Consider the following 23,291-nt stretch of genomic DNA (forward strand, 5'->3'; position numbering starts at 1 on the left):
TTTTGGATTATGGATATTCAAACCATATTAGTAATCATTCTTTTTGCTGGCGCATTGTTCTATATTGGCCGCATTATTTACAGGTCTGTGTCTCCTAAAAAAGGCGGCTGCGGATCCAATTGTAAATGCGGAGTAGATTTTTCCAATATCGAACCAAAAAACAAATAGATTACATCTATAAACTTATGTTAGAAGAGTTCAAGCGCTATTTACAAAAGAAAGTAGACCTGAGCGATGAGCAGTTTGGGCTCATCTCCAGCAAACTTAAAGTGAAAAATTTTGACAAAAATGAGATGATCCTGATGAAGGGTACAGTCTCTACGCATGGTTATTTTGTACTAAGCGGCCTGCTCAGAAGTTATTCTATTGATGCAAAAGGCAAAACACACATTATACAATTTGCGCCTGAACAATGGTGGATTTCTGACCGGAATGGTTACCTGTTTAATGAAGGTTCTGAGTTTTTTATAGACGCCATTGAAGCTACCGTTGCTGTAGTAATCCCCAAAAATTTCATAGACGATGCAGCGAAGCATGTGCCTTGCATGTATGATCTGAACAGCAATATTTTACACAACAGCATCCGTTTTATGCAAAAACGGATCAATATGTTACTCAGTGCAACAGCCGAGGAAAGATATCTCGATTTTATTAAACTGTATCCCAACCTTACCCTCAGGGTTCCTCAATGGATGATTGCTTCTTATCTGGGCATCACCCCGGAATCCCTAAGCCGGGTCCGTAAAGACCTTGCCCACAAACATTTCCACCCTTAATTTTCTTACCATACATCAATGTACAGGTCCAGCCCTGGCCGTAATTTTGTGTTGTATTATTAATCAATCAAAAATTAAAAATTATGGCAACTACAAAATGGGTATTGGACCCAACCCACAGCGAACTGCAGTTCAAGGTAAAACACTTAATGATTACCACCGTTACCGGCAAACTAAACGATTTCAGTGCTGAACTGGTTTCGCAGGCTGATGATTTTAATGATGCACAAGTTTCCTTTGAAGCAAAAACATCCTCTATAGACACAGGCAATACAGACAGGGACAACCACCTGAAAAGCGGCGATTTCTTTGATGCCGAAAAATATCCGGTTATTTCTTTCAAATCGACCGCTTTGGTTAAAGATGGCGATGATTATAAATTAACCGGTGAGCTGACCCTTAAAGAGGTAACCAAATCTGTGAAACTGGATGTGGAGTTTGGTGGAATTGCAACAGATCCCTGGGGAAATGTAAAAGCCGGCTTTACCTTAAGCGGAAAAATCAAAAGAACTGACTTTGGCCTGAACTGGAATGCGGCCCTGGAAACAGGAGGTGTCATGGTTAGTGAAGAAGTACGCATTATGGCAGAACTGCAATTTGTTAAACAAGCTTAAAACATCAATAAGAAATAAACAAGAGGCTTCCGGATCAATTACCGATTTCCGGAAGCCTTTTCTATAAGACAAACGGCATAAGCGACCACCCCCTCTTCTCTTCCAATGAAGCCCATTTGCTCATTGGTTGTCGCTTTAATGGAAATATCCTCCTGGGACATGTGGATCGCATCAGCAATATTTTTTTGCATTTGTGGAATATGGGGATTGATTTTTGGGGCTTCCAGGCACAGCATGGCATCAATGTTCCCAATTGACCAGCCCTTTTCATCCAGCAATTTTACCGTTTCCTGGAGCAGTAATATACTGCTGATCCCCTTCCATCTCGGATCTGTATTTTTGAAATGAAAACCAATGTCCCTCAGGTTTGCCGCCCCCAGCAGGGCATCGCAAATGGCATGTAGCAACACATCTGCATCAGAATGGCCATAGGCACCACTATGGTGCTCTAAATTCACCCCCCCAAGCACAAACGGATGCCCTTCCTTTAACTGATGTACGTCAAAGCCAAAACCTACTTTAATTTTCATGATTTTTTACACTAAACATAAAACCTGAAGCACCCCGCCGCAGGCATTGTGCCGCAAGTTAACACCACTGTCTCTATTTTCAAAGTATTCCATCTCTTTAAAGCTTTTGCGCATAACGACCGGACCACTGAAGAATTTTAGATCAAATGCCCTGCTTTCTAATAAATATTTTGGTGCATAATTCTTTTTTTATGTAATTTTAGCTGTTAGACTGCTAGGACTGTCTATATTTGAAGAAATAATTACCTACAATTCACCTCATATAATGCTCATATCAATCGACAAAATCTATTAATTCAAATTAATTCAAACCTACAGTGAATTGAATATTGCTGAAAGCAGTATCATAAGCCAAAAAATTATCCCGATGAAACCTGCTAAGCTGATCACCTACAAAATATAACAAACAAGCTTTGCAAGCTTCATGACCGTTAAAAACCAAAATTATATCCCGATGAAACAAGTGTACTTATATTCATTTTCCATTTTAATGACCATAACGCTGTTTACGGCATGCTCCTCTAAAAAAAGCGGGGTATCCGATAAAACAGGAATGGCCTATAACAAAAAGGAATATGGGGGCTTTCAGGTCAACAATAAGTTTAAAAGAGGACCAGGTCCCGGTCTGGTAGAAATAGAAGGTGGTGTTTTTGTCATGAGTGGCAGTGCAATTGATGCACCGGGACAGGAGCTTGGAAATTATAACCAGAAAAGGGAAACCACTGTTTCTTCCTTTTATATGGACGAAACCGAAGTATCCAACACCAACTGGCTCGAATACTTAGACTGGATCAGAAGAACTTATCCGGATGACCATGAGTATTATTACAATGAACTTCCCGATACTTTGGTCTGGAGAAGACCACTTTCTTATAACGAGCCTTACGTAGACAACTACCTTCGGCACCCGGCCTATGCAGATTATCCTGTGGTGGGGATTACCTGGGAACAGGCCAATCGCTATTGCGCATGGAGAACAGACCGCGTGAATGAAACCCTTTTACGGGAGCGTGGTTATATGACCTCTTTCAAAGATCTGAATGGGGGTGGTAAACCCGGCGCTGCAGTCGCTTCTTCACCAAGGCCAACAGAAGCTTTTAATACAGATGTATATTTAAACGGCCAATATGATGACAAGGGTAAAAAGGCGATGAAAGATTTAAGCCCGAATGCGAAAGCCGGAACTGCGGCAAACGGAAAAGGCCTGCCTACCCGTAATGTCCGACTGGAAGATGGTATTTTAAAGCAACCCTATCGTCTTCCGACAGAGGCCGAATGGGAATACGCAGCTCTGGGCCTGATCGGTAATACCCAATATGAAAACATTAATGCCAATAAAATATACCCATGGAACGGATTGGGCTTAAGCTCTGCTAAAAAAAGAACCCGCGGTTTAATTCTGGCCAACTTTAAAAGAACCAAAGGAGATTACATGGGTGTAGGTGGCGCACTGAATGATAAAGGTTCTATTACCTCCCCGGTCAGATCCTTTACACCTAACGATTTTGGCCTGTACAATATGGCTGGGAATGTTAATGAATGGGTTGCCGATGTGTATCGTCCAACGACTTTCGAGGCGGTTGATCCGTTAAACCCTTACCGCGGAAATTTCTACCAGGATAAAAAGGTGATGGATCCTTTAACCGGTAAAATATCCAAGGATAAATACAATAACCCGGTACTGGTTCCGGCAGTAAATGCAAAAAAACAAACCTGGGCAGAAAGACAGGCCGCAAACACGACTGCTGCTGCACTTGACTCTACGGCCAAAGCAAAAGCAGCATCTGCGACCTCTTATGCCGACCAGAGGGGCTACAGGGACAGAGAAAACGGACTCTACGGAGAGACTACTCTTGTGAACAACAAATCCAGAGTTTATAAAGGCGGTTCCTGGAATGACCAGGCGATTTGGCTGAATCCAGCGACAAGGAGGTTCCTGCAACAGGATGAATCTTCAGCCGACATCGGTTTCAGATGTGCCATGACCATGCTCGGTGCTTCAGAGATCAGCACGGCAGGAAAACCAGAATTCAAAGTAAAACCTGCAAAGAAATTTAAATCCAGATAAAAAGAAAGGGCCTTTTCAAATGAAAAGGCCCTTTCTTTTTTACAAGAACAATGATTTAGTTAAACCGCAGTAAAACCGCATTCTTTTCTACTTTATCCCCTTGTGCCACCTGCACCTTTTTCACTACACCATCCGTACTTGATTTAATAATATTTTCCATTTTCATGGCTTCAAGCACCAATAGGTTATCCCCTTTTTTAACCTCCTGTCCCTCTTCAACCAGCACCTTCAACACCAATCCGGGCATTGGGGCCTTAATTTCCAGCACCTTTTGCGAAGACAGGTTATCCATTCCCAGCTGTTTGAGCAACAAATCAAACTGGTCTTCAACCGCTACGGTATACATCCGGCCGTTTACCTTTATTTCGGTTGTTTTTTCTGCCTTATCCTGCGAAACAATTTCTACGTTATAAGATTTCCCCTGATAAAGAACATGACGGTGCCCGCCGGGTAAAACCGCAACATCTATCTGCAGGGCTTCACCATTTACTTTTAATTCCTTATGATCGGCTTCAATTTCGAAGTTATACTTATCGTTTACCTTTACCTTGTACATATCCTATTGCGTTAAAACATACTGTATTAAATTTGCGCCCATTTTTAGCGCCTCTGTTCTCTTTTCTTGTGTATCGGAAGGGTAAGTCCCATAATCCTCCCAGCCGTTCCCCAGATCGCATTCATAAGTGTAAAAACAAACCAAACGTCCTTTCCAGATCAAAGCAAAACCCTGGGGGCGCTTTCCATCATGTTCATGAATTTTTGGCAAGCCTTTAGGAAACTTATAGTGCTGGTTATATAGGGGATGATTGGCTGGCAATTCAATAAAGGACAACTCCGGAAACACCTTTTTCATTTCCCTTCTGATAAACTTATCCAGTCCATAGTTGTCATCGATGTGAAGGAAGCCCCCACCGGTTAGGTATTTTCTCAGGTTGCTTGCTTCCACCTCACTAAACACAACATTTCCATGGCCTGTAAGGTAAACAAAAGGATAATTAAACAACTCCTGGCTCCCGACCTCTACAACAGCATCTTCAGCATCAAAATTGGTTGAAAGTGATTGATTACAAAAACTGATCAAATTGGGTAATGCCGTCCGGTTGGCATACCAGTCGCCACCGCCACTGTACTTTAGCTTTGCCAGTTTATAAGTCGGCGGAATAAAGCTGCTGCATATAAAAAAGAAGAAAGGCAAAAGAAAAATGAACTTTAATCTCATCTGTTTAAATAATTCACTTCAAAACAGGCCGCAAGTGCTGCGGTTTCGGTCCTGAGCCGTGTATTACCTAAAGTTAAAGGTTTAAAGTCATTCTGCAAAGCCAATTGTATTTCGGCAGGGCTAAAATCCCCTTCCGGTCCAATCAGTATCAGGTAATTCCCATGGGGCCGGATCAGCTCCTGAATATATTTCCGGGGTTCGCCTGCTATACAATGCGCAATCATTTTTGATCCCGCAGTCGTTTTTTTGAGGAAATCACTTAAAGATAAGGCCGGGTTTAATACCGGATGATAGGCTTGCTGAGATTGTTTCACTGCCGAGGTAATCACCTTAAACAAGCGGTCCTCTTTGATTACTTTTCTTTCGGAACGCTCACAGATGACCGGTGTAATCTCGTCTATGCCTATTTCTGTTGCTTTTTCCAGAAACCATTCTATACGGTCAATATTTTTTGTGGGTGCAACAGCAATATTCAGGTGGTGGTTGCGCTTCTGGTATTCCTGCTGAACATGAATAATATTCAGGCCAACATTTCTTTTACTTTCTGAATGTATCTTAGCCTCATACAAAGTACCTCTTCCATCAATCAAAAAAACAACATCACCTATAGTTAAACGAAGTACTTTAGTGCAATGCCTGCTTTCTTCCTCATTTAAGGTATATTCTTTGACTTCAGGATAAAGGTCTGGGGTATAAAAAAGATGCATATCGAAAGAAATTAATGATTGTTAACCATATCTTCCTTATTCAATACCAGTTCGAGCTTTATGGTTTCAATATTTTGTTCGGTTTTCTTTAAAATCGTAAAAAGGTAACCATAACATTCTTCACTGTCCCCTACCTCGGGAATTCTTCCGAATGCATGGGAAACCAGGCCACCTACGGTATCAAAATCCTCATCTTCGGGAAGATCATGTGGTAAGTGTTCATTCACGTCATACACTGTCGCATAGGCATTAATGATAAATTCGGTATCGGAAACTTTCTCCACGTTTGGTTTCTCCTCATCGTACTCATCCTGGATCTCTCCCACAATTTCCTCTACAATGTCTTCCAGGGTCACCATACCGGCCGTACCACCAAATTCATCAATAACGATGGCAATCTGTATTCTTTTCTGCTGCAGTTCACTTAAAAGATCATTGATCTTTTTGGTTTCCGGAACAAAATAAGGTTTACGGATAATGTCCTGCAGGGTCCAGTCCTTATGGCTTGCCAGCAAAGGCAAAACATCCTTCGCATGAATGATTCCTATAATTTTATCAATGATGTCATCATACACCGGAAGACGGGAATAGCCCTCGGCAATGATCATTTCAATCACCTCTTCTTTAGGTGTATGAAGTTCGATACCGGAAATTTTGGTTCTTGGGACCATGATATTTTTGACCACACGCTCATTGAAATCAAATACATTTCTGATCAGCTCATGTTCATTGGTATCCAGCGCACCGCTTTCCTTCCCCTGGTCTAACAAATAATACAGCTCTTCTGTACTGTGGACAGCTTCGTGACCGCCGACCGTATTGATGCCAAAAGCTTTAAGGATCACATTGGCAAAACCATTGAGCAACCAGATAAAAGGGCGGAATACCACATAAAACAACTGCAATGGCAACGAAACAAACAAAGTTGTCGCCACCGGGCGCTGTATGGCAACCGATTTTGGGGCAAGTTCACCAAATACAATGTGCATAATGGTAATAAAACAAAATGCAATAATGGGCGCCGCAGTCTTTGAAAAAGAATCAATAAACTCCGGACTAGAACCCAAAACCGTTAGCAAATTATGCAAAAGATGCTCCATTACAGATTCTCCAACCCAGCCTAATCCAAGAGATGCCAAGGTGATACCCAACTGCGTGGCAGCCAGGTATCCATCCAAATGTTGGGTAATGTATTTAGCGATTTTCGCTACACGACTACCCGATTTAGCTTTAATTTCTATTTGTGATGCACGTACCTTTACGATTGCAAACTCAGCCGCAACGAAAAAACCATTCAGCACAACCAGAAAAAAGGTTAAAAATATCTGAAAGCCCATTAAGAATTGTCTCTAAATGTTTTATCGTAAAGCTCTATACTTTCCTGTATTACTTTATAGGCATATTTTACACCTAACAAATGTTCAATAGTTACATTTTTGTTTTCCAATGCTTTATAGTCCTGGAAAAACCTTACAATTTCCTTCATGGTGTGTGGAGGCAATTCAGAAATGTCGTTGATGTAATTTACAGACATGTCGTTTTTGGCCACTGCAATGATCTTATCGTCCTGCTCACCATTATCCACCATATGCATCACCCCGATTACTTTTGCTTCTACAATAGACAAAGGGTACACATCTACGGAACACAAAACCAGGATATCCAATGGATCGTTGTCGTCACAATAGGTTTGAGGAATAAAACCATAATTAGCCGGATACATTACAGAAGAGAATAATACCCGGTCCAATTTAATCAGATTGGATTCTTTGTCTATCTCATATTTTGCTTTTGATCCTTTAGGAATTTCAATAATTGCATTTACAAATTCAGGCAAGGTACTGCCCGGAGAAACGTTATGCCACGGATGGTGATCGTCTTTAGTCATTTTTTATTTATCAGTGTTTGTTGTATTGTCATTATTACCGGTTGTCACTTTCTTTCTCACAAATGCGATGATCAAAGGAATCGTGGTAATGATAATAAATCCAGTTATTATATATAATAGATAATGGTTAATTTCTTTCTCAAATTTCCTGCCTAAAAAATAGCCAAGCAAAGTTAAGGAGGAGATCCATAATAATCCACCTGCAATATTATAAAATGCAAATTTTTTAAAATCGAGCTTGACCACCCCTGCAAAGATGGGGGCAAAAGTCCTTACTATTGGCACAAAACGGCCCATAATAAGCGCAAAAGCGCCTTGTTTATGGTAATACTCCTCAGCTGCCTTCAGGTATCTTTTTTTAAAGAAAAAGCTGTCTTTCCTGTCGTATAAAACCGGTCCGGTTTTTCTTCCGAACCAATAACCGGTAAAATTTCCTGCCACAGCTGCGACAAATAGTCCGCCGATCAAGACATAAATATTGACATCCAGTTTACCCGTAGCAACAAACATTCCCGCCAGAAAAAGGAGGTAATCCCCTGGCAAAAAAAAACCAAAAAACAGGCCTGTCTCTGCAAAAATCACAAATAACAATACGTAAAAACCGCCTCCCTTCAATAATTTCTCGGGATCAATGAAGTGCTGTAACGAATTCCAGAATTCCTGCATAGTTCAATTATTCGTAAAACTACAAATAATTATCAAGACAAGACCCTTATATCAGATTTAAAATTACCGAAGGATAAAGGCCTAATACAAGCGTAATGGCTACCGAAAGCAGCAAAACCACTTTGTATTGTACAGGAGTCTCCAGCACGATTTCTGAGCCCTCTTTAAAATACATGGCAACAATTACCCTGAAATAATAATAAAAGCCCACCAGTGCATTTAAAATTGCAAAGGCCACCAGATAAACCTGATATTCCGTCATGACATTCAGGAACATGACATATTTACCGATAAAACCGGCCGTCAATGGAATACCAGCCAATGACAGCATGGCAATAGTAAGGACCAGAGCGGCAAAAGGATTTCTTTTGGCCAGTCCGTTAAAGTTTTCAAAATTGTCGTTTCCGGTTTTCTGTTTAACCAAAATCAGGACCGCAAAGGCGATAATACTTGCAAAAGTATAGGCTGCAGCATAAACCAAAACATTATTTGCAGACCGGGACGTTAAAGCCACCAGCGAAAACAACAGATAACCCGCGTGTGAAATACTGGAATAGGCCAGCATTCTTTTGAAATTCTTTTGAAAAAGGGCTGTCACATTACCAATCAGCAAGGTCAGGAAAACAATCACCATCAAAGGCATCAGCCAGAAATCATGCAAAGGCGCAAATGTATCTGCAAACAAACGCAGGAAGGCCGCAAAGCCAGCAGTTTTAACCACTGTAGACATAAAAGAAGTGATCAGGCTTGGAGATCCCTCATACACATCTGGTGTCCAGAAATGAAAAGGTGCAGCCCCTACCTTAAAACTCAATCCAATCAGCATCAGGATAACGCCTGTATAAAACAAAGGAGATACCGAAGTATAATTTCCGACCAGGTATTTATTGATGGCATCGAGGTCAAAAGAGCCCGAAGCACCATAAATCAGCGTAATTCCAAACAATAAAAAGCCCGTAGAAAAGGCGCCCATCAGGAAGTATTTTAAAGAAGCTTCGTTGGAAGCAAAATTATTTTTTCTGATCCCTGCAAGGATATACAAACTCACAGACATAATTTCCAAACCGATGAACAGCATGGACATGTTTTTATAAGAAACCATAATTACAATACCGCAAAGTGCAAAAAGAATCAGGCACAGGTATTCGGCAATATTCTCACTGTCTTTGGCAAAGTAATTTTGAGTCAGCAACAGGATCAGCATTGTACCTATAATGGTCAGACCAGAAAAAGCCAGGGCAAAATTGTCCATCTGCATCATTCCATAAAACACCTGAGCGGTATTCCAGGAGCTGACAACAAAAACCAGGGAACCCAGCAGTCCAATAAGGGAAATAGGTAATAATGCTTTTTTAGCTTTAAACAAACCTGCATAAAGCACGACTAAAGCTGTAACCGCAATTGTTATAATGATATTCATTTCCTTAGTTTACCGATGTTAATTTTTGATTGACCTGTTCTATTAATTGTTGTACTGCAGCTTCAGATAAGTGAAGGACAGGTTTTGGATAAACCCCCAATATCAGGATCAATGCACAAATGATATATAAAACCAGTTTCTCTGAACCTTTAATATCCTTAAAACCGATGGTAAGTTCATTGGTTTTACCCAACATCACTCCCTGATACATTCTAAGCATATATACTGCGCCAAAAATGACCGTTAAGCCGGCAATCACCACTGCCCATATGTTGTATTGATAAATTCCGATCAACAATAAAAACTCTCCGATAAAGCCATTTGTTCCAGGTAAAGCAACCGTTCCAAATACAATAATCAAAAAAGTAATGGCCAATTGTGGTGCAACGCTTGCGATTCCGCCCAGATCTGCAATTTTATTGGTTTTCATGCGGTTAAAAATAATATCCAGCACAAAGAAAAGTCCGACGACGTTAATTCCGTGACTTAGCATCTGGATCATTGCACCTTGCATACCTTGCGTATTCAAAGCAAAAATACCGGCAGAAATCAATCCGACGTGGGCAATGGAAGAATAAGCGACCAGACGTTTTGCGTTTTTTTGAGTAAAAGCAATCAGCGAGGCATATACAATTCCAATAATGGAAAGAACAATGGCTGTTGTACCCCAATCCTGTACCCCATGAGGTACAATCGGTAGCAACCACCTGATCACGCCATAAATACCCATTTTCAGCATAATACCCGCCAAAAGCATCGTTCCGGTTGCCGGCGCTTCCGTATACGTGTCGGGCTGCCAGGTATGAAAAGGAAATACGGGCATTTTTATCGCAAATGCAATAAAGAAAGACCAGAAAATCCAGCCCTGTTGTGCAGCATCCAGGTTCAGTTTATAAAAGGCCTGGATATCGAAGTTGTGAAGCGGGTTCTGCAGATACAAATAAATGATACCCAGCAGCATGAATAAAGAGCCCGCAATGGTATACACAAAAAACTTCATGTTCACTTTAATACGATCTTTTCCACCCCATACCGCGCAGATAAAATAAACCGGGATCAGTGCTGCTTCCCATCCGATATAGAACAGGAAAGCATCCAGTGCGGTAAACACCAGCAACAACCCTGTCTGCATAAACAAAATCAGTGCATAAAAAGCATTTGCCCGTTTATAATCATGGCCATAGCTGGCAAGGATAATCACCGGGATCAGCAAATTGGTCAGCAATACGGTAATCAAACTAATTCCGTCAATACCTGCGTGAAAATTAATTCCCAGGTCCTGGATCCATGGATAGTTCAGTACAAACTGTGTACTTGCATCCGGTATAAAATTACAGGTCAGCACCGCTGTTAAAACCAGGGAGACAATTGCGGAAACCAAAGCGGCATATTTTGCTGCTTTTCCGGCAAATGCCGTCACTAAAGCGCCAGCCAGTGGTAGAAATATAAGAAGTATTAAAAGTTGTTCCATTATGTTTTCTTGAACGATCTTTTAGATAGATAAATAAGTATACAATAACAGGGAAATGATTCCGGCAACCATCATAAAAATATAGAAGCCCACATTTCCACTTTGCAATAAACGCAATCCTTTACTGGCCTCGGTGGTTCCCCAGCCTAAACCATTGACAATTCCATCCACTATTTTACGGTCTACGATTTTGTAGAAGAAAGCAGAAAATGCATCTAAAGGTTTCCTGATCACTGCATCATATATTTCATCAATATAGAATTTATGATAAGAAAGATTTTCCAGGACAGATCTTTTTGCTTCATCTGCCACAGGGACCTGATTTTGTTTGTTGTATTTTACATAAGCAAAACCAATAGAGATCAGCACGCCAACAACCGATATGGCCATTAGCATATATTCGGTTGCATGGTCTGGTGCTTCCGCATGATGGCCGATCACAGGGCTTAACCATCCCGACAACCAATGATGCCCCCCCAGGGATTCCGGAACACCAATAAAACCACCTATTGCAGATAAAACCGCCAATACAATTAATGGAATGGTCATGCTGGCAGGAGATTCATGAATGTGTTCCTGGGCATGGTGGGTTCCCCTGTACTTTCCGTAAAAAGTCAGGTACAGCATTCTGAACATATAAAAAGCTGTTAAAAATGCTGTAAAAACGCCAATGGCCCAAATGATTTTATTCGATTCATAAGCATGCGCCAGGATCTCGTCTTTTGAAAAGAAACCCGAAAATGGAGGTAAACCTGAAATGGCAATGGTACCAATGAGCATGGTCCAGAAAGTAATCGGTAATTTTTTACGTAAACCGCCCATATGTCTCATGTCCTGCTCATGGTGCATGGCATGAATGACCGATCCTGCGCAAAGGAACAACAATGCTTTGAAAAAGGCATGGGTAATCACGTGGAAAAACGCACCATCATAAGCGCCTACCCCCAAACCTAAAAACATATAACCCAATTGCGACACGGTAGAATAGGCCAGGACTTTTTTAATGTCCGTCTGCGTAATTGCAATCAGGGCGCCCAGTACAGCAGTAGCGAGTCCGACGATCGCGATCAGGTGCTGGATAACAGGTGCCAGATCAAATAAAACACTTGAGCGGGCAATCATATAGATACCTGCTGTAACCATTGTTGCCGCGTGGATCAGCGCAGAAACCGGAGTTGGTCCGGCCATCGCATCCGGCAGCCAGGTAAACAAAGGAATTTGTGCAGATTTACCGCAGGCCCCGATAAACAAACATAAAGTAATCAATATGATCGTGGCATGACCAGGCATCAGCTGGGCAGCCTGAGGAAATACTTTAGAAAATTCTACACTTCCAAAAGTGGTAAAAATTAAAAATACGGCAATCAGAAAACCCAGGTCACCAATACGGTTCATGACAAAAGCTTTTTTAGCTGCAGAAGCATAGCTACTATTAGTAAACCAGAAACCGATCAGCAGGTAAGAACACAAGCCCACCCCTTCCCAGCCAATGAACATGACAATATAATTTGATCCAAGGACCAATAGCAACATGAAGAAAATAAACAGGTTCAGGTAACTGAAAAATTTTCCGAAACCTTCATCGCTGTGCATATAACCAATAGAATATACATGGATCAGAAAACCAACCCCTGTAATGATCAGCAGCATAATGCTGCTTAGCGGGTCCACCAGAAAAGAAAGCGGGATGTGCAGGCTTCCGGCACTGATCCAGTCAAAAAGAAAGATCTCATGTGACTTATTTGCATCCGCACCCAATGCAAAGAAAATACCAACACTAATGGCAAAGGAAATGAAAATCACAGCGCTTCCAATAAACCCGATCAGGTTTTTTGATAATGTATTCCTTCCAAGACCATTAATAATAAAGCCTAAAAGAGGAATCAACGGAACCAGCCAAACTAAATCTATCATTTTATAATTCTATACTTTAATAATTACCACTTAAGGCGATTCAATACATTAATATCCGTTGACTGGGTATTCCGGTAAACCATCACGATGATACTCAGTCCTACAGCAACCTCGGCAGCAGCCAGGGCCATAATAAAAAACACAAAAACCTGTCCCGAAGGATCGTTATTGTGCACAGAAAAAGCCGTTAACAATAGGTTCACTGCATTCAGCATCAGTTCCACCGACATAAAAATCACAATGGCGTTTCTGCGGGTCAATACCCCGATTACCCCAATGGTGAAAATAATTGCACTGAGCCATATGTAATGGTTCAAGGGCACTCCCTGTAGTTCTTGCGTTAAATGCTCCACTATACTTTTTCTTTTTTAGTTAACAATACCGCCCCGACCATTGCTGTCAGCAATAAAATTGAAGACAATTCAAATGGCAGCATAAACGGCCCAAATAATTCCTTGCCCAGGTTTTTAACCAGTCCAAGGTCAGGATTTTTCAATATTAAAGGATTTGAAATAGCAGTGGCCTTTAAAGAGCCCACCAGGGTCACCACCAGGCAGCAACCTGCAATAATACCCACCACCTTAATCAGGTTAGATTTAGAGGGCTCGTTGTCTTTGTTCAAATTGAGCAGCATGAGCACAAAAAGGAACAAGACCATAATGGCGCCCATGTACACAATAAAGTTCACCACCGCAAGAAACTGCGCATTCAGCAGAATATAATGAACCGTGAACGTAAAGAAGGTTACGATCAGATACAGCACACTATGCACCGGGTTCTTTGAAAAGATCACCATCAGTGAAAAGAAAATGCTTAAAGCTGCTACGACATAGAATACAGATGTACCCATTTATTATTTTTTTTAAAGCCGTTTAAAAGCGACAAATGTATTAAACTGTTTATACTAAAAGGCCAGAGGCCATTTCTTTATTTTTTTTCCAGAGGTGCTTCCACCAATTTATCTTTCCCGTAAATGAAATCTTTACGCAGGTAATCCGCAGGAACAATCGGTCCATCCAGATAAATGGCTTCTTTAGGACATGCTTCCTCACACAAACCACAGAAAATGCAGCGCAGCATATTGATTTCATATACAGAAGCATATTTTTCTTCTCTGTACAATGCTTTCTCTTCCGGTTTGCGTTCTGCAGCAATCATGGTAATGGCTTCTGCAGGACAAGATAAGGCACACAGTCCGCAGGCGGTGCAGCGTTCCCTGCCGTCCTCATCTCTTTTCAGGGAATGCATGCCCCTGAAATTTGTAGAGAACTCCCGCTCTACCTCCGGATACCTGATGGTCGCTTCTTTTTTGAAAAAGTGACTGATGGTAATTGACATTCCCTTTGCAATAGCAGGCAGATACATGCGCTCTGCCAGCGTCAATGGTTTTTGTTCAAGTACTTTCTTCTTACTGGTTAATGGTTCCATTAAACCTCCTCTATGCTAAATTCACAAATGTGAATGGTTAAAACTTCTCTAAAAATGCAATCACAATACCTGTGATGATAATATTCGCAATGGCCAAAGGAATCAGCACCTTCCAGCCTAAATGCATCAACTGATCGTAACGGAAACGCGGAATGGTCCAGCGAACCCACATAAAGAAAAAGATGAATGCAAATATTTTTGCAAAAAACACAGCAGTACCAAAAAGCGGTGCCCAGGTTGGCCCAAGCAACTGCGCCATAAAATCCATTCCCGGATAGTTATAGCCCCCAAAATAAAGGGTTGCCATTACTGCCGAAGACACAAACATATTGATATATTCCGCAAACAGGTAAAAGCCCAGTTTCATGGAAGAATATTCTGTATGGTAGCCACCGATCAGCTCGGTTTCACATTCCGGCAAATCGAAAGGGGCACGGTTAGTTTCGGCAAAAGAACAAACCATAAAGATAAGGAAACCCAGTGGCTGATAAAGTACATTCCAGTGCCAGCCATGCTGTTGTTCTGTAATCTCTTTTAAACTCATCGTACCGGTAACCAGCAATAATGCAATAATGGACAGGCCCATTGCAATTTCATAACTGATGTTTTGTGAAGCCGCGCGAATAGCCGACAATAAAGAATATTTATTGTTGGATGCCCATCCACCGATCATTACACCATAGACCCCAAGGGAAACCACCCCAAAAATGTATAAAATACCCACATTAATGTCCGTTACCTGCAAGGGGATCACTTTGCCCCCAATGGTCATTGCCGAACCCCAAGGAATCACAGCGGTTCCGATACAGGCCGTTAACATGGCAAGCCCTGGCCCAACCATAAATAACCATTTACTGGAGTTGGCAGGCACTATCTCCTCCTTCATGAACATTTTAACCCCGTCAGCAAGCGGTTGCAAAATACCAAAAGGGCCTGCCCGGTCTGGTCCCAAACGGTCCTGAAGAAAAGCAGCAACCTTTCTTTCGGCATAAGTAGAATACATCGCAATCAGAAGGCTAATTCCGAAAATGATCGCGACAAGTATAAATTTTTCTATAACAAACGAGATATCCATTAGAATTTGCTGGTTTTTTCTAGTTCTATTTTATTGGCATGCTGCAATTTAGGATTATCCTGAATCACTGGCAAAGGCTTTAAAGTATCGTAATGATTTGAAGAAATTACGGAAGTATCGCTCACTGCTGTAGGATGCTCAATCACCCAGTCTGCTGTTTTTTTCTTATCAAAACGGCAGGTATTACAGATAAACTCTTCCACCTCTCCGTATACGTCCTTACGGGCAGTTACACGAAGTACATCTTCACCCTTATACCATAGGGTGACCTTTCCGCTGCAGGTCGGGCAATCCCGGTGTGCATCAATCGGTTTGGTAAACCAGACTCTGTTTTTAAAGCGGAAAGTTTTGTCTGTCAATGCACCAACCGGGCAGACATCAATCACATTTCCGGAAAAATCATTGTCCACAGCGGTTTGTATATAAGTGGAAATTTCAGAATGGTCCCCACGGTTTAAAATACCATGTACCCTTTTATTGGTGATCTGATCTGCTGTAAATACACAACGGTAGCATAAAATGCACCTGTTCATGTGCAGTTGGATCTTATCGCCAATGTCTATGCGCTCAAAAGTACGGCGCTCAAACTCATATCTTGTTTTTTGTAGACCATGCTCGTAACCCAGGTTCTGCAGGTCGCACTCTCCGGCCTGATCACATACCGGACAATCCAGCGGATGGTTAATCAGCAGCATCTCCACAACGCCACTGCGTGCTTCGAGTACTTCAGGGGAAGTAATGTTCTGCACCTCCATTCCGTCCATGACCGTGGTCCGGCAGGAAGCCACCAGTTTTGGCATCGGTCTGGGATCTTTTTCAGAACCCTTACTCACTTTAACAATACAGGTACGACATTTACCGCCGCTACCTTCCAGTTTGGAATAATAGCACATGGCAGGAGGCACGATATCCCCTCCGATTTGCCTTGCAGCATTCAGTATCGTTGTACCGGGTTCTACTTCAACAGTTATCCCGTCTATGGTTACCTTAACTTTATCACTCATTGCTAGAGATATCTTTATTTTTCAGTACTCACTTCCACTTTCGCAATCGGCTCCGCATAATTTGCCAGGCCATAATTGGTGTCCAGGCATTTGACCGGCTCTTTAACATGCCATTCAAACTCATCTCTGAAATGCCTGATTGCACTTGCCACAGGCCATGCAGCTGCATCACCGAGCGGACAAATGGTATTCCCTTCGATCTTTTTGGAAACATCCACCAAAAGATCAATATCACTCATTTTACCATGTCCGTATTCCAGCCTGTGCAGAACCTTTTCCATCCAGCCTGTACCTTCACGGCAAGGAGAACACTGTCCACAGCTTTCATGATGATAAAAACGGGCAAAATTCCAGGTATTCCTAACGATGCACTGATCTTCGTCAAAGGCAATAAAACCGCCTGAGCCCATCATCGTACCTGTTGCAAAACCACCTTCTGACAAAGATTCATAACTCATTAACCTTGGCTCGCCATTGGCCAGTTTCAGGGTTAAATTGGCGGGAAGCACTGGGACAGAAGACCCTCCGGCAACCGTAGCCTTCAGTCTTTTGCCATTGGCAATACCACCGCAATATTCATCAGAATATATAAATTCTTCGACCGGCAGGCCGAGTTCAATTTCATACACACCCGGTCTGACCAGATTACCAGAAGCAGAAATCAGTTTGGTACCTGTGCTACGCCCTATACCTATTTTTGCATATTCTTCCCCACCATCATTGATGATTGGTACCGTTGCGGCAATGGACTCTACATTGTTCACCACCGTAGGACAGCCATACAGACCTGCAATTGCCGGAAAAGGAGGTTTAATCCTTGGATTTCCCCTTTTACCTTCCAGTGACTCCAATAAAGCCGTTTCCTCGCCGCAAATGTAGGCCCCGCCACCTGGCTGAACATATAATTCCAGGTCATAACCTGAACCTAAAATATTTTTACCCAGAAAACCTGCGTTTTTGGCTTCTGCAATTGCCCTTTCCAGAATACGGATCTGAGGCATCATTTCTCCCCTTACATAGATATAAGAAGTTTTTGCCCCAAGCGCAAAACTCGAGACAATCATCCCTTCAATCAAAGCATGAGGGATATAAGTCATCAGGTACCGGTCCTTAAATGTTCCCGGTTCTGATTCATCCGCATTACAGACCAGGTAACGTGGAACGCCTTCGGGTTTAGCCAGAAAGCTCCATTTCATTCCTGTTGGGAATCCTGCTCCACCCCTGCCGCGCAAACCAGATTTTTTCACTTCTTCCACAACCTCATCTGGGGTCATTTTTAAAGCTTTCTCTACAGCGCGGTAACCACCTTTTTGGCGGTAGACATCAAAAGTATTGATGCCGGGTACGTTGATATGTTCTAATAATAGTTTACGAGCCATTATTTTTTGCGTAAGTCCTCTATTAAATCGTCTACCTTTTTCTCATCAAGGTTCTCGTAGAAAGTGTATTCAGGTCCAATCTGTAAAACCGGGCCAAATCCACAGGCTGCAAGGCACTCTACCCCTCTCCAGCTGAATAAACCATCGGAGGTCACCTCTCCTTCTTTTACACCCAGTTTCTGCTCGATATGCTCCATCAGTTTTTCTGCACCCACCAGGCAGCAAGGCCCGGTACGGCAAACTTCCAATACATATTTTCCCTGAGGCTTTAAAAAGTACATGGTATAAAACGAAGCCACTTCATAAACCTCAATGTCCTGAATATCCAGATAAGCTGCAACCTGGTCCATGGCAGAAGTACTTAACCAGCCAAATTCGGCCTGTACCTCATGCAGGATAGGCAACAAAGCAGATTTCTGCTTTCCTTCAGGATATCTTTTTACAATTTCATCGAACTTTTCTGTTAAAGCCGCTGAAAATTCCACAGGTTGTTGTTCTTCTACTCTAAGCATCTAATTCTCCTGCTATAATATTCATACTACTCATATTGATAATCGCATCTGAAAGCAGCATGCCCTCACTCATATGAGCAAACATTTGATAATTGATAAAGCTTGGACGTCTAAAATGCAAACGGTAAGGTGTTCTTCCGCCATCATTGATCAGGTAAAAGCCCAGTTCTCCGTTTCCGCCTTCAACCGCATGATAAACTTCTGCTTTAGGTGCATCGATCTCTCCCATCACAATTTTAAAGTGATAGATCAAAGCCTCCATATTGTTGTATACTTCTTCTTTCGCAGGCAGGTAAAAATCCGGAACATCTGCATGGAAAATACCGGCAGGTTCTTTTTTTAATTTTTCCAGGGCCTGCTCAATCAGACGGACACTTTGCCACATCTCCTCGTTGCGGACCAGGTAACGGTCATAAATATCACCACTGGTCCCTACAGGCACTTCAAAATCAAAGTCCTGGTAAGAGGAATAAGGTTCACTGACACGGACATCATAGTCTACCCCGGTAGCCCTTAATAAAGGTCCGGTCCAGCTATAGCTCAAGGCTGTTTCAGCAGGCACCCTAGCCACACCAGCTGTCCGGTCTATAAAAATCCGGTTTCTGTTCAGCAGGCTCTCAAATTCTTTCAGCGCAACAGGAAATTCTTTCAGAAACTTATTGATTTTCGCAAAAGCAATATCATTAAAGTCCCTTTCAAAACCACCGATACGACCAATATTTGTTGTTAAACGCGCGCCGCAAACTTCTTCAAAAATCTCATAAATATGCTCCCTGAACTGGAAAAGGTACAGGAAGGTTGTCGTTGCCCCGGTATCCTGAGCAATGATTGTATTACAAATAATATGATCAGCGATCCTGGACAACTCCATAACGATTACCCTTAAATAATCGACACGTTTAGGCGTCTGGATATTCAGCAGTTTTTCTACCGTCATGTGCCAACCCATATTGTTAATGGGCGAGGAGCAGTAGTTCAAACGGTCTGTTAAAGGCGTAATCTGATAAAACGGCCTGTGTTCTGCAATTTTTTCAAAAGCACGGTGAATGTAGCCTATTGTGGAAACCCCACTTACAATCCTTTCCCCGTCCAGTTGAAGGACATTCTGAAATACCCCGTGCGTGGCTGGGTGTGTTGGGCCCAAATTGAGGGTGACCAGTTCACTCTGAGGATCGTTATCTGTATATACCGGCTGATTGTTCATATGTTCTTATCTACCAAAGTATTCGTCTTTTTTATCAACTCTGTTTGGGTCTTCTAATGGATATTGTTTTAACATTGGGTGTACACCAAGATCATCCATATTCAAAATTCTTCTCAGGTCCGGATGACCCTCAAATTTAACCCCAAAAAAGTCATAAGTTTCTCTTTCCATCCAGTTTGCTCCCTTCCATAAGGAAGTTGCGGTTGGAATGGTTGGGTGATGTTCATCGATGAACACCTTAACCCTGGTCCTTACCTTATTGCGCATGCTGTGCAAATGGTAAACCACTGCAATAGCCTGTTTTTTTTCCGGGTAATGTACCGCAGTGATGTCAGTCAGAAAATTAAAATCGGCTGCCGCATCTTCCTTTAAAAATTTCAGGACATCAAGAATCACATCTTTACTGGTGGTAAAGGTCAACAGGCCATAGGGCTCATTAATTCCAGTGATCTTTTCGCCGAAACGGTTGCCAAGCAATTGGATCAGTTCCTGATTTTTACTTTCTTCCATTATAGTATTCCGTAAGAGGCCAACATTTCTTTATACTGATCTGAATTCCTTCTTCTGGAGGATTCATTTCTCACCAATTCCTGAATTTTACCAAAACCATCCAGAATGGCTTCTGGTCTTGGAGGACATCCAGGCACATATACATCAACAGGAATAATCTCGTCAATTCCCTGCAAAACAGAGTAAGTATCAAAAATACCCCCACTGGAAGCACAGGCACCCACCGCCATTACCCAACGGGGTTCGGCCATTTGCAGGTATACCTGTTTTAATACCGGGGCCATTTTTTTTGCAATGGTTCCCATAACCATTAAAAGATCTGCCTGACGGGGTGAAAAACTTAACCGTTCGGAACCAAAACGTCCGAAATCATAATGCGAACCCATTGTTGCCATAAACTCAATTCCGCAGCAGGAAGTTGCGAAGGGCAATGGCCATAAAGAATGGGAACGTGCCAGGCCGATAACCTTATCTAAAGAGGTGGCGAAAAAGCCAGATCCTTCAATGCCTGGAGGCGCGTTTACTATATTGATGTCACTCATGATATAAACAAAAAGGTTCATTCCGATAAAGAATGAACCACAAATTTACAATATTTTAGAAGGAAATGGCCGCAGCCACTGCATTTAGAACCAATCTAAATAATTAGTTCCAATCCAATACTTTTTTCTTTAAAACGTAGATAAAGCCAAGCAATAAGGTCCCCATAAAAATGAACATTTCGATCATTCCTGTAGCACCCAGCTCCCTGAAATTCACGGCCCATGGATACATAAAAATAACCTCTACATCAAACAGTACAAATAAGATTGCCACCAGGAAATACTTAATAGAGAAAGGCTGACGTGCATTACCCACCACCTTAATACCGGCTTCAAAAGTAGATAGTTTATCTTCGGTCTTTCTTTTAGGACCAAGGTAATGTGTGGCAATTAATGTTGTCACCACAAAGCCAAGGGCTACAACGACCTGAAATATAATGGGAAGAAAATCCGAAGGTATACTCTGCGTTTCCATAAAATCTATTTTGCACAAAATTAAAAGAAAAAGGCAGGATAACAACCCTGCCTTTTCAATTATCATTAATTTATATTGATTATTTTTTCTTGATTGGTCCTTTTGGCTTTGCGGCCGGAGGTGCAGTCAGTGATTTTAAGCCATCCAAAGCTGTTGGGTTCTGAGGATCAGTCGTCAAAGCTTTATTAAAATATTCTTTTGCTTTTTCTTTATCTGTATTGTAATAGAAAACACCAATACTTGCATTTGCTTCAGCTAATTTTTTTGCGCTTGCAGCAGCAAGTTCAGGTTTATCTACAGTAACCTTTTTAATAAAGGCTTCAAAATAAGGAACCATCAAACCTTTTGGATTAGCCTGGTCGTCCAACTGTGTATTGATTCTTCCTCTCCATAAATAAGCATCAGCTGTTTCAGGAGACAATTGGATTAATTTTGCAATCGCAGTATCTGCTTTTACCAAAAGATCCTTAGATGGGTTCTTTTTAGCATTCAAATCATTGGCATATTGAAAATATCTTGACAACCCGTCAAAGTAGTAGCTATATAATACACCTTTAGCATTAGGAGCTGCTGCAATGACCTTATCATAAACATCAGCTGCTTTAGCATATTTTTTTGTATCATAATAAGCTTTTGCAACTTCTGCCAATGCCTCCACATTTGTAGAATCCAATTGAACAGCTTTACTGATGTTTTGTAATGCTAAACTATCATTACCAGCCTGTAATTGTGCTTTACCTAAATACAGGTAATCTGAAGAAACAATACGGGAAGGATCTTTTACTTTTGCAAAAAAGTCATTCATATATTGTAAACTCTGAGGATAGTTTTTATTCTCAAATGCAGAATATCCACGCATCCTTAACACAACAGGTGCTTTAGGATCATTTGGACTTACAGAGGCCAGCTCAGCAGTTACCTGCTCTAAAGTTTTATAATCTTTAGCATAGAAAAGGAACTGTGCGTAACGCAATTTAGACTCAAATGATTTATCAGTCAAATCCAGATACTTTCTGTAGTTTTCCAGTGCCAGTTTGGCTTTAGCGTCAAAATTTGCAGGCTCAAAGTTTGCCCATTGCATATAAAGCTCGGCAATTTCCCGGTAAGCAGGACCATAATTAGGATCCTTTGCAATAGCCTCTTTTAAACGTTCTTCCGATTCAGGAAATGCCCTGGATTCTTTATACATCCGGCCAATCTGAACAGTTGCCCTTAAAAGATTCTCATTGATATTTAAAGCCCTCATGTAATTTTGAAGTGCTTCAGAGTTTTTCTTTTGTACGGCATAAAAATCACCTAATGCCAGAAAAGTTTCAGGGTCTTTATCATTTGGATCCAGCTCATCTGCTTTTTGCAAATAAGGAAGTGCTGATGTAAAATCCGGTTTCGGAGCAGCTACATAGGCCTTTCCAATGTACAGCGAAGGAAGATAGTCTTTCTTTGAAGCAACTTCAACCGCTTTATCAAAGTTTGTTTTTGCTGAAGCGGCATTGTTCGTAGCCAGGTCTGCCTCTCCAAGTCCAATGTAATTTAATGAAAATTTAGGATCAGCAGCGATACCTTTAGTAAAAACCGCTCTTGCAGAATCCACATAATCGGTACGCAGGTACACCTCACCAAGGCTGTAATAATTTTCACCCTTACTTGCCTGAGAATTTACAAGCGCTTTTAGCATAGAAGTCGCTTTCTGGTACTGTTCGGCATCTATTGCCTTTTTTGCATCATTTAAACTCTGAGCAAAAGAGGCAGAACCCATCACTACTAAACCTAAACCTAAGGTTATTGCTTTCTTTGTCATTTTCATGGTTCGTCTATTGTTTTTTAATTGCTATGAAGCGTGCTTACGCAGGTTTCATGGTTCGTCTATTGTTTTTTAATTGCTATGAAGC

The 23,291-nt window shown here is 41.6% G+C and carries 26 protein-coding genes; 4 read left to right on the plus strand and 22 right to left on the minus strand.

All coding sequences use genetic code 11. The features are described from left to right. The first annotated feature begins 9 nt into the window (after window positions 1–9). The 3 genes from B0O44_RS05115 to B0O44_RS05125 all read left to right on the plus strand — a co-directional run bounded on the left by B0O44_RS05115 (window position 10) and on the right by B0O44_RS05125 (window position 1,390). Window positions 10–168, plus strand: coding sequence for a FeoB-associated Cys-rich membrane protein (locus B0O44_RS05115; RefSeq protein WP_110827796.1), 159 nt, complete (start codon window positions 10–12; stop codon window positions 166–168). A gap of 17 nt (window positions 169–185) precedes the next feature. Next, window positions 186–776, plus strand: coding sequence for a Crp/Fnr family transcriptional regulator (locus B0O44_RS05120; protein WP_110827798.1), 591 nt, complete (start codon window positions 186–188; stop codon window positions 774–776). Between the two features lie 83 nt (window positions 777–859). Further along, the gene (locus B0O44_RS05125) at window positions 860–1,390 is read left to right on the plus strand and encodes a YceI family protein (RefSeq protein WP_110827800.1); all 531 of its coding nucleotides are present in this window, start codon (window positions 860–862) and stop codon (window positions 1,388–1,390) included. A gap of 38 nt (window positions 1,391–1,428) precedes the next feature. Here B0O44_RS05125 and ispF read toward each other — a convergent pair whose 3' ends face one another. Beyond that, window positions 1,429–1,920 carry a 2-C-methyl-D-erythritol 2,4-cyclodiphosphate synthase gene (gene ispF / locus B0O44_RS05130; RefSeq protein WP_110827802.1) on the minus strand — a complete coding sequence of 164 codons (492 nt, stop codon included), beginning with the start codon at window positions 1,918–1,920 and terminating at the stop codon, window positions 1,429–1,431. 454 nt (window positions 1,921–2,374) lie between these two features. Here ispF and B0O44_RS05135 point away from each other — a divergent pair, with 454 nt between their 5' ends. Continuing rightward, complete coding sequence (locus tag B0O44_RS05135; protein ID WP_110829129.1) at window positions 2,375–3,988, plus strand: SUMF1/EgtB/PvdO family nonheme iron enzyme; 1,614 nt, start codon at window positions 2,375–2,377, stop codon at window positions 3,986–3,988. Window positions 3,989–4,043: 55 nt separating this feature from the next. On the opposite strand, the gene B0O44_RS05140 is transcribed toward B0O44_RS05135, so the two are convergent. The 21 genes from B0O44_RS05140 to B0O44_RS05240 form a co-directional block, all read right to left on the minus strand. Further along, complete coding sequence (locus tag B0O44_RS05140; protein WP_110827804.1) at window positions 4,044–4,544, minus strand: biotin/lipoyl-containing protein; 501 nt, start codon at window positions 4,542–4,544, stop codon at window positions 4,044–4,046. A 3-nt stretch (window positions 4,545–4,547) separates the two neighbouring features. Next, window positions 4,548–5,207, minus strand: a complete 660-nt coding sequence (locus B0O44_RS05145) for a DUF4159 domain-containing protein (RefSeq protein WP_110827807.1) — start codon at window positions 5,205–5,207, stop codon at window positions 4,548–4,550. After that, window positions 5,204–5,914 (minus strand): 16S rRNA (uracil(1498)-N(3))-methyltransferase, encoded by a 711-nt coding sequence (locus B0O44_RS05150; RefSeq protein WP_110827809.1) that lies wholly within the window; start codon window positions 5,912–5,914, stop codon window positions 5,204–5,206. Before B0O44_RS05150 ends, B0O44_RS05145 begins: the two co-directional genes overlap by 4 nt. An 11-nt stretch (window positions 5,915–5,925) precedes the next feature. Further along, window positions 5,926–7,251 carry a hemolysin family protein gene (locus tag B0O44_RS05155; RefSeq protein ID WP_110827811.1) on the minus strand — a complete coding sequence of 442 codons (1,326 nt, stop codon included), beginning with the start codon at window positions 7,249–7,251 and terminating at the stop codon, window positions 5,926–5,928. Next, a complete protein-coding gene (locus B0O44_RS05160) occupies window positions 7,251–7,802 on the minus strand; it encodes an inorganic diphosphatase (RefSeq protein ID WP_110827813.1) in 552 nt (183 codons plus the stop codon). The genes B0O44_RS05155 and B0O44_RS05160 overlap by 1 nt, the downstream gene beginning before the upstream one ends. A 3-nt stretch (window positions 7,803–7,805) precedes the next feature. Beyond that, a complete protein-coding gene (locus B0O44_RS05165; RefSeq protein ID WP_110827815.1) occupies window positions 7,806–8,468 on the minus strand; it encodes a DedA family protein in 663 nt (220 codons plus the stop codon). 46 nt (window positions 8,469–8,514) lie between these two features. Further along, entirely contained in the window at window positions 8,515–9,888 is a 1,374-nt protein-coding gene (locus tag B0O44_RS05170) for an NADH-quinone oxidoreductase subunit N (protein ID WP_110827817.1), read from the minus strand. A gap of 4 nt (window positions 9,889–9,892) precedes the next feature. Further along, window positions 9,893–11,359, minus strand: a complete 1,467-nt coding sequence (locus B0O44_RS05175) for a complex I subunit 4 family protein (protein WP_110827819.1) — start codon at window positions 11,357–11,359, stop codon at window positions 9,893–9,895. 21 nt (window positions 11,360–11,380) lie between these two features. Further along, window positions 11,381–13,273, minus strand: a complete 1,893-nt coding sequence (gene nuoL / locus B0O44_RS05180; protein ID WP_110827821.1) for an NADH-quinone oxidoreductase subunit L — start codon at window positions 13,271–13,273, stop codon at window positions 11,381–11,383. 23 nt (window positions 13,274–13,296) lie between these two features. Then, window positions 13,297–13,626 (minus strand): NADH-quinone oxidoreductase subunit NuoK, encoded by a 330-nt coding sequence (nuoK, locus tag B0O44_RS05185; RefSeq protein WP_110827823.1) that lies wholly within the window; start codon window positions 13,624–13,626, stop codon window positions 13,297–13,299. Next, entirely contained in the window at window positions 13,626–14,123 is a 498-nt protein-coding gene (locus tag B0O44_RS05190) for an NADH-quinone oxidoreductase subunit J family protein (RefSeq protein ID WP_110827826.1), read from the minus strand. Before B0O44_RS05190 ends, nuoK begins: the two co-directional genes overlap by 1 nt. A 77-nt stretch (window positions 14,124–14,200) precedes the next feature. After that, window positions 14,201–14,701 (minus strand): NuoI/complex I 23 kDa subunit family protein, encoded by a 501-nt coding sequence (locus B0O44_RS05195; RefSeq protein WP_110827828.1) that lies wholly within the window; start codon window positions 14,699–14,701, stop codon window positions 14,201–14,203. Window positions 14,702–14,738: 37 nt separating this feature from the next. Beyond that, window positions 14,739–15,776 carry an NADH-quinone oxidoreductase subunit NuoH gene (gene nuoH, locus B0O44_RS05200; protein ID WP_110827830.1) on the minus strand — a complete coding sequence of 346 codons (1,038 nt, stop codon included), beginning with the start codon at window positions 15,774–15,776 and terminating at the stop codon, window positions 14,739–14,741. Beyond that, entirely contained in the window at window positions 15,776–16,780 is a 1,005-nt protein-coding gene (locus B0O44_RS05205; RefSeq protein ID WP_110827832.1) for a 2Fe-2S iron-sulfur cluster-binding protein, read from the minus strand. The genes nuoH and B0O44_RS05205 overlap by 1 nt, the downstream gene beginning before the upstream one ends. Window positions 16,781–16,794: 14 nt before the next feature. Then, on the minus strand, window positions 16,795–18,159 hold the full coding sequence (gene nuoF, locus B0O44_RS05210; RefSeq protein ID WP_110827834.1) for an NADH-quinone oxidoreductase subunit NuoF: 1,365 nt from the start codon (window positions 18,157–18,159) through the stop codon (window positions 16,795–16,797). Continuing rightward, window positions 18,159–18,671, minus strand: a complete 513-nt coding sequence (locus B0O44_RS05215) for an NADH-quinone oxidoreductase subunit NuoE family protein (RefSeq protein ID WP_110827836.1) — start codon at window positions 18,669–18,671, stop codon at window positions 18,159–18,161. Before B0O44_RS05215 ends, nuoF begins: the two co-directional genes overlap by 1 nt. Next, a complete protein-coding gene (locus B0O44_RS05220; protein ID WP_110827838.1) occupies window positions 18,664–19,875 on the minus strand; it encodes an NADH-quinone oxidoreductase subunit D in 1,212 nt (403 codons plus the stop codon). The genes B0O44_RS05215 and B0O44_RS05220 overlap by 8 nt, the downstream gene beginning before the upstream one ends. A 6-nt stretch (window positions 19,876–19,881) precedes the next feature. Continuing rightward, on the minus strand, window positions 19,882–20,385 hold the full coding sequence (locus tag B0O44_RS05225) for an NADH-quinone oxidoreductase subunit C (protein ID WP_110827840.1): 504 nt from the start codon (window positions 20,383–20,385) through the stop codon (window positions 19,882–19,884). Further along, window positions 20,385–20,927 carry an NADH-quinone oxidoreductase subunit B gene (locus B0O44_RS05230; RefSeq protein WP_110829131.1) on the minus strand — a complete coding sequence of 181 codons (543 nt, stop codon included), beginning with the start codon at window positions 20,925–20,927 and terminating at the stop codon, window positions 20,385–20,387. The genes B0O44_RS05225 and B0O44_RS05230 overlap by 1 nt, the downstream gene beginning before the upstream one ends. A gap of 103 nt (window positions 20,928–21,030) precedes the next feature. Then, window positions 21,031–21,402 (minus strand): NADH-quinone oxidoreductase subunit A, encoded by a 372-nt coding sequence (locus B0O44_RS05235; RefSeq protein ID WP_110827842.1) that lies wholly within the window; start codon window positions 21,400–21,402, stop codon window positions 21,031–21,033. Between the two features lie 79 nt (window positions 21,403–21,481). Then, complete coding sequence (locus B0O44_RS05240) at window positions 21,482–23,206, minus strand: tetratricopeptide repeat protein (protein WP_110827845.1); 1,725 nt, start codon at window positions 23,204–23,206, stop codon at window positions 21,482–21,484. Between the last annotated feature and the right edge of the window lie 85 nt (window positions 23,207–23,291).

The organism is Pedobacter nutrimenti, assembly GCF_003208655.1.
Classification (GTDB): domain Bacteria; phylum Bacteroidota; class Bacteroidia; order Sphingobacteriales; family Sphingobacteriaceae; genus Pedobacter; species Pedobacter nutrimenti.